The sequence below is a fragment of the Novosphingobium sp. FKTRR1 genome, assembly GCF_020404405.1.
In the GTDB taxonomy this organism is placed as follows: Bacteria; Pseudomonadota; Alphaproteobacteria; order Sphingomonadales; family Sphingomonadaceae; genus Novosphingobium.
On the sequence record NZ_JAIZDA010000001.1, the window covers coordinates 366,820 to 385,657 of the forward strand.

Consider the following 18,838-nt stretch of genomic DNA (forward strand, 5'->3'; position numbering starts at 1 on the left):
AAAAGGGGAGATGGGGGATCAAGAACGGGGTGCGCGCGTGGTGCGCGCAAGGCTGAGCAAGGGGCCGGCGGGTTTGGTCACTGACCCCGGCCAGGCGATGGCGGCGCCGCGCAAGGGCGCGCTGTTGGCGGGTGAGGCGACTTCGGCAGAGGCGGCGCGCAGTGGCTTGGTCGGCGCGCACCATGCCTTGACGAACAGGCGGTCGGCGGCGGTCATTCCACCGGGAACGGCGCTGGCAACTTGCTCGCGGCCGTTCTTGTCATACGTCAGCGCGGCCATGTTGAAGCGTCCGGCCGAACCCGTACCGCCGCGCGCGTCGAGCGCCATCATCTCGCTGGCGCACATCTTGCCGGGGCGGACGCACAAGTTGACCACCGCATCGAACAAGTCGGGGGCGACGCTGGCGAAGCGGCGCACCGGCTCCTTCTCGCTCGGCTTTTCAAGCTGCAGATAAGCCTCGCGGGTCAAGGCCGCACCCTTGCTGTCGCGCAATCCGGCGGCCCAGCTCTCGAACGCCGCTGCCGAAACGCCATGCGTGGCAAAGCGCATGTGCGAGAACCCGGCACCGCTGTAATTGGCCGAAAAGCCGGTGTAATCGCCCTGCTTGTTGAGCACGGCGTGGAGCGTCGTCTCCATGCCCGGCATCGCATAGATCTGCCCGGCCATCGCGGGCACGTAGAACGAGTTCATCACCGTGGCCGAAGTGATGTGGAAGCGCACTTGGCGATCAACCGGCAGGACCAGTTCATTGACGGTGGCCACTTTCTGGCCGGGGTAGATGAACAGCCACTTCCAGTCGAGCGCGACCACCTCGATGTCGAGCGGCGCGATCCGGGCGTCGAGCGGCTTGTCCTTGTCGATCCGGGCCAGCGCGCGATAGGGATCTTGCAGATGGGTGCCGACCCAGGTGACCGCGCCCAGCGCGATGATGATCAGCAGCGGCGCCGACCAGATCACCAGTTCGAGCTGGGTCGAGTGGCTCCATTCGGGCTCATAGCGGGCCTCGGTATTGCCCGCGCGGTACTTCCACGCGAACCACACCGTCAGCGCCATGACCGGCACGATGATCAGCAGCATCAGCGCGGTGGCGATCTCGACCATGTGCGCCTGTTGCCAGGCCACGTCGCCCGAGGGGTTGAGCACTTCGAGCTTGCACCCGCCCAGCAGCGCCGCAGCGGACCCGACAAGCCCTGTGCGCACCACGGCCAAGCGCGGGCGGAAACGGTGCATGGACGCAAGCAGGGCGAAGCGGGCAGGTTTCTGGGACATGACCCGAGCCCCTATGCCTGTTGCGGGGTGCAATCGATTGGACATTTTGTCCAATCCCTTTGCGCTGGATCAAGGACGATAAGGCAGCCCTTGATAACCGGCGGCCTTTGCCCGTCCGCCCGATTCGCATACCTGCAAGGCCACGGAGCTTGATCCCACGATGACCGCCCTTCCCATCGCGCCCCAAACCGCTTCTGCGCAAGATGCCCATGGAGGCGCTCCCCATGGCGGCGCTCACGGCCCGGTCACCTCGGGCGAGCTGGCCATCGGTGTCATCATCGGTCGCACGTCGGAGTTCTTCGACTTCTTCGTCTATGCCATCGCCTCGGTGCTGGTGTTTCCGAAGTTCTTCTTCCCCGAATTCGATCCGCTGACCGGCACCTTGTGGTCGTTTGCGATCTTTGCGCTGGCCTTCCTTGCCCGCCCGTTCGGCACGGTGGCGTTCACCGCGCTCGACCGGCTTTATGGCCGCACCACCAAGCTGACGGTCGCGCTGTTCCTGCTTGGCGGATCGACCGCGGCCATTGCCTTCCTGCCCGGCCACGCCACGCTGGGCAACGATGCGGTGTGGCTGCTGGCGCTGTTGCGGCTGGGCCAAGGCTTTGCCCAGGGCGGCACGTGGGAAGGCCTGCCCTCGCTCCTGGCATTGGGCGCGCCTGAAAACCGGCGCGGCTGGTATGCGATGATCCCGCAACTGGGCGCGCCGCTTGGCCTGATCGTCGCCAGCTTGCTGTTCGCGTTCTTCACCGCATCGCTGCCCGCCGCCGACTTCCTTGAATGGGGCTGGCGCTTCCCGTTCTTCGTCGCCTTTGCGATCAACGTGGTGGCGCTGTTCGCGCGGCTGCAGATGGTCGGCTCGCACGATGTCGAGGAACTGTTTGCCAGCACCGCCTTGCAGCCCGAACCGGTGCTGGCGACCTTGCGCGCGGAATGGCGCACCGTCGTGATCGGCGCTTTCGCCCCGCTCGCCAGCTTTGCGCTGTTCCACATGGTCACCGTGTTCCCGCTCTCGTGGGTGTTCCTGTTCACGTCCGAAGAGCCGACCCGCTTTCTGGTGATCGAGGCGGCCAGCGGCGCGCTGGGCGTCGCGGCGATCGTCGCCTCGGGGCTGTTGGCTGACCGCTTCGGCCGCCGCACGGTGCTGGCCGGATCGGCCGCCGCGATTGCCGCGTTCAGCGGGTTTGCCCCGCAGTTTCTGGGTCTTGGCGAAGCAGGCCAGATCGCGTTCATGACCACCGGCTTCATCCTGCTCGGCCTTGGCTTCGGACAGGCTTCAGGCTCGGTTTCCAGCAGCTTCCCGATCCACCGGCGCTATACCGGCTCGGCGCTGACCAGCGACCTTGCGTGGCTGTTCGGTGCCGGGTTCGCCCCGCTGGTGGCGTTGTGGCTGTCGGCCAGCTTCGGCCTGATCGCCTCGGGCGGCTATTTGCTGTCGGGCGCGCTGGCGACGCTGCTTGCGCTGTGGCTCAACCGCGAACTGGGCCGGACAGGCTGACCGGCTGACAGGCTGACCGGCTGACAGGCGGCCCCGGCCGATCCCGCATTCCCGCCGCCCTTGCCTCCTTTGGGCAAAAGGGCGGCGGATTGCTTTGACAGGCGCGGCGGTTCGCTGCCATCGTTCGGGGCACAGGTGGACCCATGGTTCACGCACCCGCACGATCACGGACTAGCGCGCTTGAGCATGGCAGGAACCGGACCAACCACCATCGGGCGCAAGCCCGCCACAACGGTGGCGGGCGCTGCCCCTACCGGTACGCTGGAGCGCGCGATCGCGCACGGTCGCGGTCTGCTTGAACGCGCCCCCGCACTGGCCGCCGAACAGGCGCGCGAGATCCTGCGCGTCGTCCCCGCCAGTGCCGAGGCGCTGCTGCTGCTGGGCCTTGCGCTCGCCGCGCTGGGCCGGATCGAGGAAGCGGTGCCGCCCTTGCGCGAAGCGGCAAGGCGCAACCCCGAAAGCTATGAGACATGGCGCGCGCTGGCCGACCAGCTTGTGCTGACCGGCGACAACGCCGGGGCCGACTTCGCCTTTGCCCAGCAGTTGCGCTGTCAGGCGACCGATCCGGTGCTGCAGGCCGGCGCGCTGGCGCTGTGCCGCAACGAGATCCCGTTCGCCGAACGCGCGCTCAAGCAATACCTCAAGCAGCACCCCACCGACATCGCCGCCATCCGCATGCTGGCCGAAGTGGCCGGACGCATCGGCCGCAATCGCGATGCGATTTCGCTGTTGAGCCGCGCGGTCGAACTGGCGCCCAGCTTTGAGCCAGCACGGTTCAATCTAGCCACCGTGCTGTACCGCATGGGCGAATCAGGCCAAGCGCTCGAACAGCTTGAGGCGCTGCTGGCAATTGCCCCGCACAACAGCGCCTATCGCAATTTGGCCGCCGCGGCGCTGGGCCGCATCGGTGAGGTCGACAAGGCGATCGAGCACTACGACTTCCTCGTCAAGCGCCATCCCGGGGCCTCGAAGATCTGGCTCAGCTATGGCCACTCGCTCAAGACCGTGGGGCGGCAGGCCGACAGCATTGCCGCCTATCGCCGCTGCATCGCGCTCGAACCCGGTTTTGGCGAAGCGTGGTGGAGCCTTGCCAACCTCAAGACCGTCTCGCTCGGCCCCGATGATGTCGCGGCGATGGAACACGCGCTGGCGACGGTGGCGGAACTGGGCAACGAGGACCGCTATCACCTGCACTTCGCCATCGGCAAGGCGCTGGAGGACATGGGTGAGGCCGAGCGCGCCTTTGCCGCCTATGCTACCGCCAACGCCCTGCGCCGCACCGAGCTGGATTATGACGCCGATGTGGTGACCGCGCTGGTCGATCGCTCGATCGCCACGGTGACCCCGGCGTTTCTGGCGGGGCTGGAGGGCGGCGGGCACCCTGCCCTCGACCCGATCTTCATCATCGGCATGCCGCGCGCCGGGTCGACGCTGGTCGAACAGATCCTTGCCAGCCACCCCCTGATCGAGGGTACGCAGGAGCTGCCCGAAATGATGGTGATCGCGCGCAGGCTGGGCGCCGAGAAGCCGGGGTCGGCCTATCCGGCAACGATCCCTGCGGGCGAGAAGCTGGCCGCGCTGGGCCGCGAATATATCGAGGAAACGCGCATCCAGCGCAAGCTGGGCCGGGCGCGCTACATCGACAAGATGCCCAACAACTGGCAGCATGTCGCGCTGATCCACCTTGCGCTGCCCAATGCGCGGATCATCGATGCCCGGCGCCATCCGCTGGGCTGCTGCTTTTCCAACTTCAAGCAGCACTTCGCGCGCGGTCAGGGTTTCGCCTATGATCTGGTCACGATGGGTCGGTACTATGCCGACTATGTGCGGCTGATGGACCATGTCGACCGCGTGCTGCCGGGGCGGGTCCACCGCGTGTTCTACGAAAGGATGGTCACCGATACCGAGGCCGAAGTGCGCGCGCTGCTCGACTATGTCGGAGTCGAATTCGATCCGGCATGCTTGCGCTTCCATGAAAACAGCCGCCCGGTCCGTACCGCCAGTTCCGAACAGGTGCGCCGTCCGATCAATCGCGACGGTATGGAGCAATGGTATAATTTTGCACCATTTCTTGGCCCCTTGCGTGAAGCATTGGGACCGGCGTTGACCGAATACCCCTATCTCGAAGCGTGATCTGACCGCTTAAAAGGGTGGTCCTTGCCGATTGCGGCAAGGCCGCCTGCTCGGTTACCCTGTTCTTGCGCGGCGGCATGAGGGTGTCGGCCGCTCAACAGGGGAACACGATGCGCATGATCTCGAAGGACCGCTGGCGTCTGTCGCAGGCGGCGATCGTCGGCACGATGCTGTCGTCGGTGGCAATTCCCGCGCTGGCGCAGGAAGCACCGGCACCGGCCGAAGCCGCCGCCGCGCCGCTCGCCGCAGGGGAAATCGTCGTCACCGCCACCCGCCGTTCGGAAAGCCTGCAGAAGGTGCCGATCAGCATTCAGGCGCTCAGCACCGCCACGCTCGAACAGCGTCAGGTGCAAAGCTTCGACGATTACGCCAAGATGCTGCCCAGCGTGTCGTTCAACTCGTTCGGTCCGGGGCAGAGCCAGGTCTATTTCCGCGGCATCAACTCGGGCGGTGACGGGCTTGACGTGGGCTCGCTGCCCACCGTCGGCAGCTACATCGACGAAATCCCGGTGACCACCGTCGGCAACTCGGTCGACATCCACTTGTACGACATCCAGCGCATCGAGGCGCTGGCCGGGCCGCAGGGTACGCTGTTCGGCGCCAGTTCGCTGGCGGGCACGCTGCGCATCATCACCAACAAGCCCTCCACCGGCAAGTTCGAAGCCGGGTACGATCTGCAGGTCAACAAGTACGGCAAGGGTGGCGCGGGCGGCACCGCCGAAGCGTTCGTCAACGTGCCGATCAGCGCCAATGCCGCGATCCGTCTCGTCGGCTATTACAAGCGCGAAGGCGGCTTCATCGACAACACCTACAAGCAGCGGACGTATTCGCTCGACGATCCCGATCCGAACACCAACGTCACCATCGACAACGCCAAGTTCGTCGGCAAAGATCAGAACACCGTCGACACTTATGGCGGTCGCGCCGCGTTGAAGGTCGACCTCGACAGCGACTGGTCGGTGACGCCGCAACTGATCTATCAAAAGCAGATCTCGCACGGGTCATGGCTGTTCGACCCGGCAGCGGGCGACCTGAAGGTCCACGACTTCCTCGATTCGTTCAACCGCGACGAACTGGCGCAGGCATCGCTGACCATTCAGGGCAAGATCGGCAACTGGGATGTCACCTATGCCGGTTCGTACTTCGACCGGCACAAGAAATCGGCCATCGACTATTCGTATTACACCGTTGCCTATGACCACTACTCGCTGGCCGGCGGCTATGCGGCGGCTGGCGACTACTATTTCTACACAAAGTATCCGGACGGCAAGGGCGGCTACCTCAACCCGAACCAGTTCGAATACCAGAACATGCACTTCACCAAGCAGACGCACGAGTTGCGCTTCAGTTCGCCCGCCGACGCGCCGGTGCGGTTGACCTTCGGCGCCTTCATGCAGCGCCAGCAGAACAAGATCGCCACCGATTTTGCGACCGCAGGCATCACCGCTTCGGGCGTGCCGATCACGGACTTCCCCAATCAGGGCCTGTATCCGTTGCCCGGTTTCCCCGACGCCGTGTTCCTCAAGCGGCTCGATCGCGTCGACCGCGACTATGCCGTGTTTGCCGAAGAGAACATCGACATCACCTCGTCGTTGACGCTGACCGGCGGCATCCGCTTCTTCAGTGTCGACAACACGCTCTACGGGTTCTCGGGCATCGCCGGGCTGGGGCGCAGGCCATCGCGTTGCGTGGCGACCAGCGACAGCTTCTACCCCTGCATCAGCGTGAACAAGCAATACAAGGAGCAGGGTGAGACCCACAAGATCAGCCTGTCGTGGAAGATCGATCCATCGCGGATGATCTATGCCACGTATTCAACCGGCTTCCGCCCCGGCGGCAACGACCGGCGACCGGGCACCCCGTCGTTCCTGGCCGATACGCTGACCAACTACGAACTGGGCTGGAAAACCTCGTGGCTGGGCAACTCCATCCGCTTCAACGGCGCGGTGTTCCATGAAAAGTGGCAGAAGATCCAGTTCACCCTGCCCGGCGCCAACGGACAGAACTATCTGCTCAACGCGCCCGGCGGTGCCGAAGTGAACGGCGTGGAAAGCGACATTGCCTATTACAACGGCGGCTTCTCGCTGACCGGATCGGCCGCCTATATCGACGCCAAGCTGGCCGATGACTTCTGCAACGCGCGCGGCTGCACGCCCAAGGGCACGCAGCTTCCCGCCACGCCGAAGTTCAAGGGCAACGTCACCGCGCGCTATGCGTGGAACGACGTGTCGTGGAAGCCGTTCATTCAGGCATCGGCCAACCACCAGAGCGGCACCCGCGCCGCGCTGCTGGACAGCTTCGTCTATGACACGGTCAACTATCTGGGGCAGACGGTCAGCCAGTTCGGCTTCACCAAGGCATTCACCACGTTCGATTTTTCGGCCGGGTTGAGCTTTGGCGACATCAAGCTGGAAGCCTATATCCAGAACGCCTTCGACAAGCGCGGCATCCTGTCAAAGGCTTCGGCTTGCGGCCTTGCCGAGTGCCGTTCGAATGCGCGCTTCTATCCGATCAAGCCGCAACTGTTCGGCATCAAGGCGTCCCAGCGCTTCTGATCGCACGCGTCTGATCGCGCAGGACCGACCGATGGCAGGCCTCTGACAAAGGGGCCTGCCATTTTCTTTGGCCGCCGCAGCCACTCGCCCGCCCCTTTGCAAACACCGGTTGCAAAGCGCCACGGAAATCGCATCATGCCGCCAAACGACGCAGGTCCGACCGCGGACCCTGTGCGCCATGGGGGAGAGCGAGCTTGGCCAAGATCATCCTGCATCACTACGACAGTTCGCCGTTTTCGGAAAAAGTGCGGGTCTGTCTTGGGATCAAGCGGCTGGAATGGCTGGCGGTCGAACAGCCCGTCATCATGCCCAAGCCCGCGCTGCTGCCGCTGACCGGCGGGTACCGGCGCATCCCGGTGATGCAGATCGGCGCGGACGTCTGGCTCGACAGCGTGGCCATCGTCGCCGAACTGGAGCGGCGCCACCCTGCCCCCTCGCTGTTTCCCGCAGGAACGGGAGGCCTTGCCACCGCGCTGCAATACTGGACCGACCGCGAGGTGTTTCAGGCCGCTGTCGGCGTGATCTTCGGCGGCCTTGGCGACAAAGTGGACCCCGCCTTCATCAAGGATCGGGAGGCGCTGTCGGGTCGGCCGTTCGACCCGCAGGCGATGGCCGGGGCGGTGCCGTACCTGTCCGACCAGTTCCGCGCCCATGCCGCGCTGCTCTCGGCGCAGTTGGCCGACGGTCGCGCCTTTCTGGAAGGGGCCGCGCCCGGCCTTGCCGACGCCACCGCCTATTACAACTTGTGGTTCGTGCGCGCCGCGTTTCCGCCCGCCGCCGCGCTGTTCGCCGATCTGCCGCACCTTGGCGACTGGCTCGACCGCGTTGCCGCGCTGGGTCACGGCACCCGCAGCGCCGCCACCCCGGACGAGGCGCTGGCCATCGCCGCCGCGCACGCGCCCGACCCGGCGCTGCTGGCCGCCAGCGGCGAGCACCCGCTGCTGGGCCAGTCCGTCATCGCCAGCGCCACCGATTACGGCCGCGATCCCGTTGCTGGGCAACTGGTCGGCGCCTCGGCACAACTGTTCAGCCTCGCCCGGCAGGACGCGCAATTGGGCACAATCCACGTCCACCTGCCGCGCATCGGCTACGCCCTCAGCCCGGCGGGTTAGCCTGGCGCTCGATTGCGATCCGATTTGGTTACCTCCCCTTCCGGCAGGGAGGGATAGGGGGTGGGGGCTCCACCTCACCGGCAAGCACAAAAAAACCCGCACGCGGAATTCGCGCACGGGTCTGGGCCGGGTGGCGAGTCCGGTTAACGCCGCTGGCAGGTGGGGAAGGCGCGGACGGGTGCGGTCGGCGCTGGTTTGGGTTCTCGACGCGGGTGTTAGCGAATGGCGAAAGTGGCGCGTTGAGGGACCAAATTCGCTCGACCCTGACGGGCACGCAGGCACCGGGGTGGGCTCGCGCTCTTGCCGGACTACCTTGCGGGCTTGGGGCCCGATCCCACGGCGGAGGTAACAGGCCCCGCCGTTCGTGCCGCGAATGCGGACGCCTCCGTCCTTGGAAAGCGCCGACCGCGCGCCGGGTCGCAAAGGCGAAGCGCTCACGCCCCAGCTCCCGTCACGGCGCGGCATATAACCCATATGGTTCGTTTTGTCAAGGGCGATACGGAAGTATTAGGGTCAATCCGTTAAAGCTGCACGATCTCATGTCGTTGATAGAGCCGAGTAAGGTCGGCATGGGCAACGCGGAACTGACTGCGCCGTTTAATTTCAGGCTTTGCCGAAGACGCTTGTTCGACCTTGATGGCGGGGTCGTACCAAATGGTGCCGGTAGCGAAGGCTTTGAGAAATAAAAGAAAATCAGTCTGTTCGCACAATAGGATGTGGGCACCGTAGCAGTATTCGGGCGGCGGCGTGCGGAAGAGCGAAGGCACATAGGCGGCCTGGGCATGCTTGCGGTTCCAGTGCGCCATCATGCCCCGGAACGACCATGAGGCGGCAACAGTGTCTGCTGCGTCGAGCAGGGAGAATCCACCATCGAAATCAGTAATTTTGCCAGTTGTCGCGTCAAAACCGGTCATCGTCATGCGCAGGCCGGTCAGCGCGTGAGCCCCGCGCGTACAGTCATAGCGCCCCCCAAAGTTGATGCGGTCGGGCTTGCCAGCTTGATCGGGATAGCCGAACCGCGTCAGGAAGCTCGCAACGCCACCAGTGCGATAGAGACCACCTGTCGGCTCAGGTGTCATCAGGGTGACTGGTGATTTAGGTCGGTACGACAGTAGGTCACTTACGCCGTACTGCTTAACTTCCCAGCCCATGAAGTCGGGTTCGGCATAGCCATTGGGGCTGATGCCCAGTTCGGCTTCCAGAGTATAGCCGCCACCATTGCGGGCAGCATAGGGAGCCTTGATGCCACTAGGGGCTAGCTTTTGCGATGCGATCCATTGTAGCCGGTAAATGCGGCGCAACTCATCCAGCAACTGCTGCTTCGGGCTTGTAGTTTGCCTCAGCGTTAGCGGCAGTTCCAGAAACACTCCGATTGTGGGCCATTCGCGCGCAGTCAGTTCGGCGGTAATGGGATCGGCAGCGTTTGCAGCATAACCCAGCACCCCGCCTTGCTGCGTGATACCAAGAACCAACAGGCGTCCCTCATCGCGCACACGCATGATAGACGACGGCGCATGCTTGCAACCTGACAAGAACCCGGACATGCGCACTTCGGGATAGCGCGGGTAGAGAATGAGGCCGGTATTCGGCGCAAGGTGTCGGCCCGCTTCATCGATCCAGCAGAAGTCTACTGCAGCCTTTGCGCGGTCGCGGACGGCGCCGGCCACAGCGGCATCGTCGGGGCGAATCTCGCCATGTGGGATGATGTTGAGCGCCGAGAAATCACCGCCGAGATAGACTTGGTTCTTAGAGTTATCATTAGGCGCTAGCTTCTTGGCATAGATGCGCGATGCGCCGTAATGCCGCATCAGTTCTAACAGGTGTCCTAGCGATGCAACCAATTACCCGCCCCTGATCTTGGCCATGGGATCCCGTTCAGGCGGCCTCGCGCCGTCGCGTTGGACGGACGAGGGCCTCAATATGCGGCTGCATAAGCCGGGCAACCGCACCGAATACCGGAACTGCAACCGAGTTGCCGAACTGTTTGTAGGCCTGTGTATCCGACACTGGAATGCGGAAGTCATCGCCATAGCCCATCAGACGCGCACATTCGCGGGGGGTCAGGCGCCGAGGGTTGGCGCTTCTGCCCTGACTGACGAGGATTTCCGAACCGTCCTTGTAATAACGGGCAGAAAGCGTGCGGGCGATATCGTCCGGCGTAACCAAGCCGAAGCCGAAGCCATTGCCTGCCGCCTTGTGCTTGTCGGCATAGCCCTGAAGATACTGCCATAGTTTATCCGTCAGTGTGTACTTACCGTTCACGACGGCATTGGCCCCCAGCGTGTAATGCGCTTCTGCCTTCTCGGAGCCGTTTTCAGGATGGAGAATGCTCCTGAGCCGCACGCTGCCCTTGGGCGGAAGAACGAGATCATCCCAAGTGAAAGGCACGTCTTCGCGGAAACCGACGATGACAATCCGCTCGCGGTGCTGCGGGACGAAGTGCTGGGCGTCTATAACCTTACTCCAGACCTTGTACCCCAGTTCATCAGTCAGTGTTTTAAGGATGACCTGGAAGGTGCGCCCCCTGTCATGGGAGGTCAGGTTCTTGACATTTTCCAGCAGGAAGGCGGCTGGTCGGTGTGTCTTGAGGATACGGGCAACATCGAAGAACAGCGTACCTTGCGTTTCATCAAGAAAACCGTGCTGCCGACCCAGCGAGTTCTTTTTGGAAACCCCGGCAATCGAGAACGGTTGGCAAGGAAAGCCCGCCAACAGCACATCAAAATCGGGGATTTCATCGGTAGCAATGGTGGTGATGTCGCCGTGCAGCGGGTGATTGTCCCGGAAGTTGTCGGCGTAAGTCTGCTGGGCGTACTTGTTCCATTCTGAGGTGAAGACACAATGCCCGCCGATGGCATCGAACCCCTTGCGGATACCCCCGATCCCCGCAAACAGATCAATAAAGGTGAATCCACCGGGGGCCGGGGCGGGCGCTACGGCAGCCATTGAGCGCAGCAGATTTATTGCGGCCTGACGCGGTTTGCCTTCTCCGGCTTCCCAGCATCGGACTTGCAGGATGCTGCATCCGGTCATGAGTGCAAAATCCTCGACCGACAGACCGGCGCGAATGCGAAGAGCGGCAAGTTCGTTGAGCATGGTACCTCTGGGTAATATCACGATATAGTGTCGCGATCTTGCCAGCGAGACAAGGCCCTGCTGTGCATAAAGTTCACATTTTGTTCGAATTTGAAACTACAGCACCACTTTGCCAAAACCCCAATCGCCGCAAGCCGAGGGGCGCCGATGCTAGCGGGGTGTTAGGCCGCGCGAAATCCGGGGGGCGGTGGCTTCGGCGCAGCGCACCGCCCCCGGTGTCCCTCAGATCTCGGCGACCGCGATGCAGGCCAGTTTGATTTCGAGGTAGTCGTCGACGCCGAGGTGCGAGCCTTCGCGGCCCAGGCCGGATTCCTTGACGCCGCCGAACGGGGCGACTTCGGTGGAGATCAGGCCGGTGTTGATGCCGACCATGCCGTATTCCAGCGATTCCGTCAGCCGCCACTGGCGCGCGCCGTCGCGGGTATAGGCATAGGACGCCAGCCCCGCGCGCGTGTCGTTGGCCATGCGAACGGCCTCAGCCTCGGTGCTGAACTTGACGAGGCCCGCGACCGGACCGAAGGTTTCCTCGCGGCACAGCAGCGCATCGGACCGCACATCGGCCAGCACGGTGGGGGCATAGAAGCGTTCGCCGATCGGCAACTGCTTGCCGCCGGTCAGCAGCCGCGCCCCGCCCGCCAGTGCGTCGGCCACGTGCGCGGCGACTTTGGCCACGGCGCGCGCGTCGATCAGCGGGCCCTGATCGGTCGGGCCATCCAGCCCCGGCCCGACGCGATAGGCCGCCACCCGCGCCGCCAGCTTCTTGGCAAAGGCATCGTGCACCGCTTCGTGCACGAACAGGCGGTTGGCGCACACGCAAGTCTGGCCGGTGTTGCGGAACTTCGACATCAGCGCGCCTTCGACCGCGGCATCCAGATCGGCGTCCTCGAACACGATGAACGGCGCGTTGCCGCCCAGTTCCAGACTGACCCGCTTGACCGTACCGGCGCATTGCGCGGCGAGCAGCTTGCCCACCGGGGTCGATCCGGTGAAAGTGAACTTGGCCACGCGCGGATCGCCGGTCAGCACACCGCCGATGCCCTTGGCCTCACCCGTCAGCACGCTGAGCACGCCTGCCGGAACGCCCGCTTCTTCGGCCAGCACGGCCAGCGCCAGCGCGGAAAACGGGGTGAGCTCCGAAGGCTTGACCACGAACGTGCAGCCGACCGCCAGCGCCGGGCCGGCCTTGCGGGTGATCATCGCCAGCGGGAAGTTCCACGGGGTGATCGCGCCGACCACGCCCACCGGCTGGCGGGTGACGACCAGCCGCCGCTCGGCCATGTGCGGGGTCAGCACTTCGCCGCGCACGCGCCGCGCTTCTTCGCCGAACCATTCGAGGAAGCTGGCGGCATAGGCCACCTCGCCCTTGGCCTCGGCCAGCGGCTTGCCCTGTTCGGCGGTGAGGATCAGCGCCAGATCGTCGGCATGGGCGTGCATCAGCGCGGCCCAGCGCTTCAACACCGCGCCGCGTTCCTTGGCCGGGGCCTTGCGCCATGTGACGAAGGCCGCGCTGGCGGCGGTGACGGCGGTATCGGCCTCGGTCGCGCCAAGGTCGGGCACATGGCCGATCACCTGTCCGGTGGCCGGGTTGTCCACGGCGATGGTCTTGTCGGTGCTGATCCATGCGCCGCCGACGAAAGCCGCCTCGCGCCACAGATCGGGGCGCGCCAGCGTGGGCCGTACGGGCGCAGCGGCCCGAGCCTGATCAACCATGTTCAATCCTTTCAACGACATTGCGCATCGGTCGCGCCATAGCGCGTCATGCAGTTTCTTGCAGTACCTTGCGCAGCTTGTCGGCGATTTCACCGATCTGCGCCTCGCTGACGATCAGCGGCGGCGACAGCGCGATGATGTCTCCGGTCACGCGGATCAGCAGTCCGGCATCGAAGGCGCGGTGGAACGCTTCCATCGCGCGCGCGCCGACTTTGCCATCGCGCGGGGCCAGCTCGATCCCGGCGACAAGGCCGAGGTTGCGGATGTCGATCACGTTGGGGCAATCGCGCAGCCCGTGCATCGCCGCTTCCCATGTCGGGGCCAGTTGCGCCGCGCGTGCGAACAGGCCTTCGTCGCGATAGACGCCGAGCGTGGCGATGCCCGCCGCCGCCGCCAGCGGGTGGCCCGAATAAGTATAGCCGTGGTAGAACTCGATCCCCTCGGGCGAGCCATCGACCACGGTGTCATGCACCGCGCGGGTGGCGGCGACCGCGCCCATCGGCACGGTGGCGTTGGTCAGTCCCTTGGCCAGCGTGAGGATATCGGGCGTCACGCCGAAGAATTCCGCGCCGGTTGCCGTGCCCAGCCGTCCGAAGCCGGTGATCACCTCGTCGAAGATCAGCAGAATGCCGTGCTTGGCCGTGATCTCGCGCAGCCGCTGGAGATAGCCCTGCGGCGGCACCAGCACGCCGGTGGAGCCCGCGACCGGCTCGACGATCACCGCCGCGATCGTCTCGCCCCCATGCAGCGCGACCAGTTCCTCAAGCTCTTCGGCCAGATTGCCGTTGCCCGGTTGCAGCCCCTTCTGGAAACGGACGGCGTCGGTGTGGGTGTGCGACAGGTGATCGACGCCCCACACTTGCGAGACATAGCGCCGCCGGTTGCCGCCGATGCCGCCGACCGACACGCCGCCAAAGTTGGTGCCGTGATAGCCGCGCTGCCGACCGATCAGCCGGAATCGCCCGGAATCGCCGCGCGCATGGTGATAGGCGAGCGCCATCTTGAGCGCGGTCTCGACGCTTTCCGAACCCGAATTGGTGAAGAACACGCGGTCCATCCCGGCGGGCAGGATCCTGGTCAGCTCGCTCGCCAGCCGGAACGGCAGCGGATGGCCCAACTGGAACGTCGGCGCGAAATCGAGCACGCCTGCCGCCTCGCGGATCGCCTCGGTGATCGGCGCGCGGCCGTGCCCGGCGTTGACGCACCACAGCCCCGACGTGGCATCGAGCACCTGCGCCCCGGTGGTGGTGGTATAGTGCATGTCCTGCGCGGCGGCGAACAGGCGCGGATTGGCCTTGAAAAAGCGGTTGTTGGTGAACGGCATCCAGAAGTGGTCAAGATCCAGCGGGGCTGCCGCGCCCGTGCCATCTGCCTGCATCACCACGTCACCAAGGCTGGCCATCCAAACTGCTCCGTTCTTCGCACGTCGAATCCGGTCATACCGAAGCCGGTACGCCGAAAGCTTGGATAGCCCCTCACCGCCCCGTCGCGAAAGGCGCAAAAGGGCGTAAGGGTGGTGCCTGCCATGCACCACTTGGGCGCGGTGGTCGCAATCGCGCTTGCGCGGGGGCACGCTTGCAACGGACTTGCCAGTGATCGCGGAATGTGATCACAGTGGCGCATAACCTACTTCGGGCGGAGCGAGAGTGATGAGCAAGGACGGCGCAAATGGCATCGGCGTGACCCGACGCGATTTCGTGCGAAACACCGCAGCCGGGTCGACGGCGGCCGCTTTGGCAGGCGCGCCGCTGGTGGCCGCCGCGGCAACAAGTGCCACGCCCGCCCCTTCATCCCCATCAGCCCCAGTGGCCGGAGAACCGGGCGGCTATTACCCCCCGGTGCGCACCGGCATGCGCGGATCGCATCCCGGATCGTTCGAAGTGGCCCACGCCTTGCGCGATGGCCAGGTTGTCGGTCAGGCGCTGGCCGGTCCGGCGCATGAGGATTACGATCTTGTCGTCGTCGGTGGCGGGATCAGCGGACTGTCGGCGGCGCTGTTCTATCGCGACCGCAACCCGTCGGCCCGCATCCTGATCCTTGAAAACCACGACGACTTCGGCGGCCATGCCAAGCGCAACGAGTTTCACGTGCGCGGCCACACCCTGATCGCCAACGGCGGCACGCTCGGCATCGACAGCCCGACGCCCTACAGCACCGTGGCCGATGGGCTGCTGCGCCGCATCGGCATCGACGTGCCGACCCTTTCCGAAAAGTACGGCGAGGCCAAGCCCGGCGCGCTCGACAAGGCGGGCCTGCAAGCGGCCACGTTCTTCGACCGGGAAACGTTCGGCCGCGATGCGCTGGTCAAGACCCCGCGCGGCCAGTCCTATGCCGAGGCGCTCAAGTCCGCGCCGCTTTCGGCAGCGGCGCTGGCCCAGATCGCGGCGTTCGAAGCCGCGACCAGCGACCCGCTGGGCACGATGCCGATGGAGCAGCGCAAGGATTACCTCTCGCGCATCAGCTACCGCGCCTATCTGCAAAAGCACGGCGGTCTGGGGGACGAGGCGGTTGCCTTGTACCAGAACCGGCCGCTGGGCTGGTGGTGCGTGGGTGCCGACGGGATCAGCGCGCTCGATGCGTGGGGCACCGGGTTCTTTCCGGGGTTCAAGGCGGTGAAGCTCGACAAGGGCGGCACCTTCCGCATGGGCTATACCCCGCGCGGCTTTGCCAATACCGGGGGCAGCTATGCCTTCCATTTCCCCGATGGCAACGGCTCGGTGGCGCGCCTGCTGGTGGCGCAACTGATCCCGGCGTTCATGGGTGGCGGCGTGACGGCGGAAAGCGCGATCCTGGCGCCCTGCCATTACGAAACGCTTGATCGCGAAGGTCAGCCGGTGCGCCTGCGCCTGTCCAGCACGGTTGTCCGCGTGGAAAACCGCGCCTCTGCCGGGGCGGACGTGGTCTATTCCAAGGGCGGACAAGTGCGCAAGGTTGCCGCGCGCCACGTGGTCATGGCCTGCTGGAACATGATCATCCCGCACCTGATCCCGACGCTGGGCGATGCGCAGAAGGCCGCCCTGCACGAACTGGTCAAGGAACCGCTGGTCTATGTCAGCGTCGCGCTCGACAACTGGCGCGCTTTTGCCAAGGCGGGCGTGGGGCAAGTCACCTGCCCGACCAACTGGTACCAAAGCTTCGGCCTCGACCGCGCGACCGAGATCGGCGGCTATACCGGCCCGGCAAGCCCCGACGATCCGATCCTGATGCGGCTCAGCCACATTCCCCACGCCCCCGGCCTGCCCGAACATGACCAGAGCCGCGCCGGTCGCGCCGAACTGCTGGGCACCGACCTTGCCACGTTCGAAAGCCATATCGCCGACCTGCTGACCCGCGCGATGGGGGCTTATGGCTTCGATGCGGGCAAGGACATCGTCGGGGTGACCGTGAACCGCTGGCCGCACGGCTATGCGCCCGAATACAACGCGTTGTGGGATGCCAAGCGCGATGACGAACCGGACGCGCCGCATCTGGTCGGGCGCAAGCGCTTTGGCGCGATCGCCATCGCCAATTCGGATTCGGGCCGCGCCGCCTATACCGATTCCGCGATCGATCAGGCCTATCGCGCGGTCAACGACCTGATGGCCTGACCCGCCCGGCAATGATGACTGCTATCTTACAGAAAAATGACTAATCTATCGCCAGAATGGTGGGACTTTTAAAAGGGATTTGGCGGGCATCCGGCCGGTGGTCGCCGCCAAGCCCGCCCCCCGCCTTTCCGCCTGCTGCCGTAACCGAGACCCCTTGTGATGAACCGTTCGCCCGCCCGCCCGCTGCTTGGCATCGTCTGCTGCATCCGCACGTTCGAGGGTGAGCCGATCCACCGCGTGATCGACCGCTATCTGCGCGCACCCGCCCGTTTCAGCGACGTTGACGTGGTGCTGGTGCCAGCGCTCGGCGCGCTGACCGATCACGACGGCATGGCCCATCGGCTCGACGGCCTGTTGCTGACCGGCAGCACCTCGAACCTTGAACCTGCGCGCTATGGCGGAACGCAAGGCGATGGCCCGTTCGATCCGCAGCGCGATGACACCGCGCTCGGGCTGGCCAAGGCGATGATCGCGGCGGGCAAGCCCGTTTTCGGCATTTGTCGCGGGTTTCAGGAACTGAACGTGGTGTTTGGCGGCACGTTGCAGCAACTCGCGCCCAGTTCCGTCGAACATCATGCCCCCGCCGGGGTCACGCTCGACGCGATGTTCGCGCACTGTCATGATGTGGCGCTGGCGCCGGGTGGCGTGATCGCGCAGGGGCTTGGTGCCGAGGCGATCTGTGTCAACACCGTGCACTTTCAGGGCGTCGACCGGCTCGGCGACGGGCTGACCATCGAGGCCACCGCGCCGGACGGGCTGGTTGAGGCGTTTTCCGCGCAAGTCGGCCCCGCGCAGGTGCTGGCGGTGCAATGGCACCCCGAATGGGACGCCGAAACGAACCCGCAGTCGCGCTGGTTCTTCGCAGCGCTAGGCGCCGCGCTGCGGGCAAGCGCGGCCTGACCAGCTTGTGATCGCAGTCGGAACGGCCAGGCGATTCAAAGCTGTTCGATGCGGGTTGCGGCCTGCAACACGGTGCGGATAAGCGGCGTGCGGCGCTGCTCGAAGCTGCAAACTATATAGCCGGTCAGCAGCGCGCGGTCGGGTTGGTGCTCGATCGGGCGGACGGCCAGCCGCACGTCGGGCGGGCATTCGGACGAAAAGAACAGGCTGACGCCGATGTTGCAGGCCACCGCCTCGCGGATTGCCTCGCGGCTGTGCAGTTCGATCGTGCGGCGCGGGGTCACTTCGTGCGTGCGCAGGACCGTCATGATCGCCGCGCGGGTCTTTGACGTCGCCTCACGCAGAAGCAGGCATTCGTTGCCCAGCGCCTGCAACGGAATGCAATCGAGCGCCGCCAGCGCATGGTTCGTGGGTACCACGGCCATCAGATGATCGATGAACAGCGGCTTGTAGACCAGCCGGGGATCGATCTGCGGATCGCTGACGATCGCCACATCGGCGCGCGCTTCCAGCAATTGCACCAGCGTGGCGTGCGAGTTGTCGATGTGGATCTCCACATCCAGACCCGGCTCGGTTCGTAACAATTCGGCCACCAAGCGCACCGCATGGGTCGGCGAATCCGCCGCCAGCCGCACGAACGCGGTATCGCTCGGCTTGCGCTCGTCGAGCAGATCGTCGATTTCCTGCGATGTCGCGAACATCCGCTGGGTGAGCGCCAACAGATCGCGCCCGACCGGGGTCAGTTGCAGGGGCCGCCGCCGTCCTTCGAACAGCATCTGGCCGTGACGACTTTCCAAAGCCTTGATTTGTTGAGACAATGTTGGCTGCGAGATGTTGAGCCGCCGCGCCGCGCGCGAGAAGCTGCCCTCGCTGGCGACCGCCAGAAATGCCCGCAAATGCTGATGGTTGACCGACATGTACCCAAATTTCCCCGTCCGCCGGATCGAATCTCGCAGGTGCGATGGCGCGGCTGCGAGATGT

General features: G+C 65.0%; 12 protein-coding genes. 6 read left to right on the forward strand and 6 right to left on the reverse strand.

Features of this window, described 5'->3' with window-relative positions; all coding sequences use genetic code 11:
• Positions 1-18: 18 nt before the first annotated feature.
• On the reverse strand, positions 19-1,269 hold the full coding sequence (cyoA, locus tag LDN95_RS01545; protein ID WP_226015857.1) for a ubiquinol oxidase subunit II: 1,251 nt from the start codon (positions 1,267-1,269) through the stop codon (positions 19-21).
• A gap of 160 nt (positions 1,270-1,429) precedes the next feature.
• On the opposite strand from cyoA, the gene LDN95_RS01550 reads away from it, so the two are divergent.
• The 4 genes from LDN95_RS01550 (at position 1,430) to LDN95_RS01565 (ending at position 8,564) form a co-directional block, all read left to right on the forward strand.
• Positions 1,430-2,764 carry an MFS transporter gene (locus LDN95_RS01550; RefSeq protein ID WP_226015858.1) on the forward strand — a complete coding sequence of 445 codons (1,335 nt, stop codon included), beginning with the start codon at positions 1,430-1,432 and terminating at the stop codon, positions 2,762-2,764.
• A gap of 186 nt (positions 2,765-2,950) precedes the next feature.
• Positions 2,951-4,897: a tetratricopeptide repeat-containing sulfotransferase family protein gene (locus tag LDN95_RS01555; protein WP_226015917.1), complete on the forward strand. Its 1,947-nt coding sequence runs from the start codon at positions 2,951-2,953 to the stop codon at positions 4,895-4,897.
• A 110-nt stretch (positions 4,898-5,007) separates the two neighbouring features.
• Positions 5,008-7,452, forward strand: coding sequence for a TonB-dependent receptor (locus LDN95_RS01560; RefSeq protein ID WP_226015859.1), 2,445 nt, complete (start codon positions 5,008-5,010; stop codon positions 7,450-7,452).
• Between the two features lie 194 nt (positions 7,453-7,646).
• Entirely contained in the window at positions 7,647-8,564 is a 918-nt protein-coding gene (locus LDN95_RS01565; RefSeq protein ID WP_226015860.1) for a glutathione S-transferase family protein, read from the forward strand.
• 521 nt (positions 8,565-9,085) lie between these two features.
• Here LDN95_RS01565 and LDN95_RS01570 read toward each other — a convergent pair.
• The 4 genes from LDN95_RS01570 to LDN95_RS01585 form a co-directional block, all read right to left on the reverse strand.
• Entirely contained in the window at positions 9,086-10,372 is a 1,287-nt protein-coding gene (locus tag LDN95_RS01570; RefSeq protein WP_226015861.1) for an MvaI/BcnI family restriction endonuclease, read from the reverse strand.
• 67 nt (positions 10,373-10,439) lie between these two features.
• Complete coding sequence (dcm, locus tag LDN95_RS01575; protein WP_226015862.1) at positions 10,440-11,660, reverse strand: DNA (cytosine-5-)-methyltransferase; 1,221 nt, start codon at positions 11,658-11,660, stop codon at positions 10,440-10,442.
• 222 nt (positions 11,661-11,882) lie between these two features.
• Positions 11,883-13,370 (reverse strand): NAD-dependent succinate-semialdehyde dehydrogenase, encoded by a 1,488-nt coding sequence (locus LDN95_RS01580; RefSeq protein WP_226015863.1) that lies wholly within the window; start codon positions 13,368-13,370, stop codon positions 11,883-11,885.
• Between the two features lie 46 nt (positions 13,371-13,416).
• Positions 13,417-14,772, reverse strand: a complete 1,356-nt coding sequence (locus LDN95_RS01585) for an aspartate aminotransferase family protein (RefSeq protein ID WP_226015864.1) — start codon at positions 14,770-14,772, stop codon at positions 13,417-13,419.
• 247 nt (positions 14,773-15,019) lie between these two features.
• Between LDN95_RS01585 and LDN95_RS01590 the strand changes: the two genes are divergently transcribed.
• Together LDN95_RS01590 and LDN95_RS01595 are read left to right on the forward strand one after the other, a co-directional pair.
• On the forward strand, positions 15,020-16,957 hold the full coding sequence (locus LDN95_RS01590; protein WP_226015865.1) for an NAD(P)/FAD-dependent oxidoreductase: 1,938 nt from the start codon (positions 15,020-15,022) through the stop codon (positions 16,955-16,957).
• Positions 16,958-17,116: 159 nt separating this feature from the next.
• Positions 17,117-17,857: a gamma-glutamyl-gamma-aminobutyrate hydrolase family protein gene (locus tag LDN95_RS01595; RefSeq protein ID WP_226015866.1), complete on the forward strand. Its 741-nt coding sequence runs from the start codon at positions 17,117-17,119 to the stop codon at positions 17,855-17,857.
• A 35-nt stretch (positions 17,858-17,892) separates the two neighbouring features.
• Here the strand turns inward: LDN95_RS01595 and LDN95_RS01600 are convergent, their stop codons facing one another.
• Positions 17,893-18,774 carry a LysR family transcriptional regulator gene (locus LDN95_RS01600; RefSeq protein WP_226015867.1) on the reverse strand — a complete coding sequence of 294 codons (882 nt, stop codon included), beginning with the start codon at positions 18,772-18,774 and terminating at the stop codon, positions 17,893-17,895.
• Between the last annotated feature and the right edge of the window lie 64 nt (positions 18,775-18,838).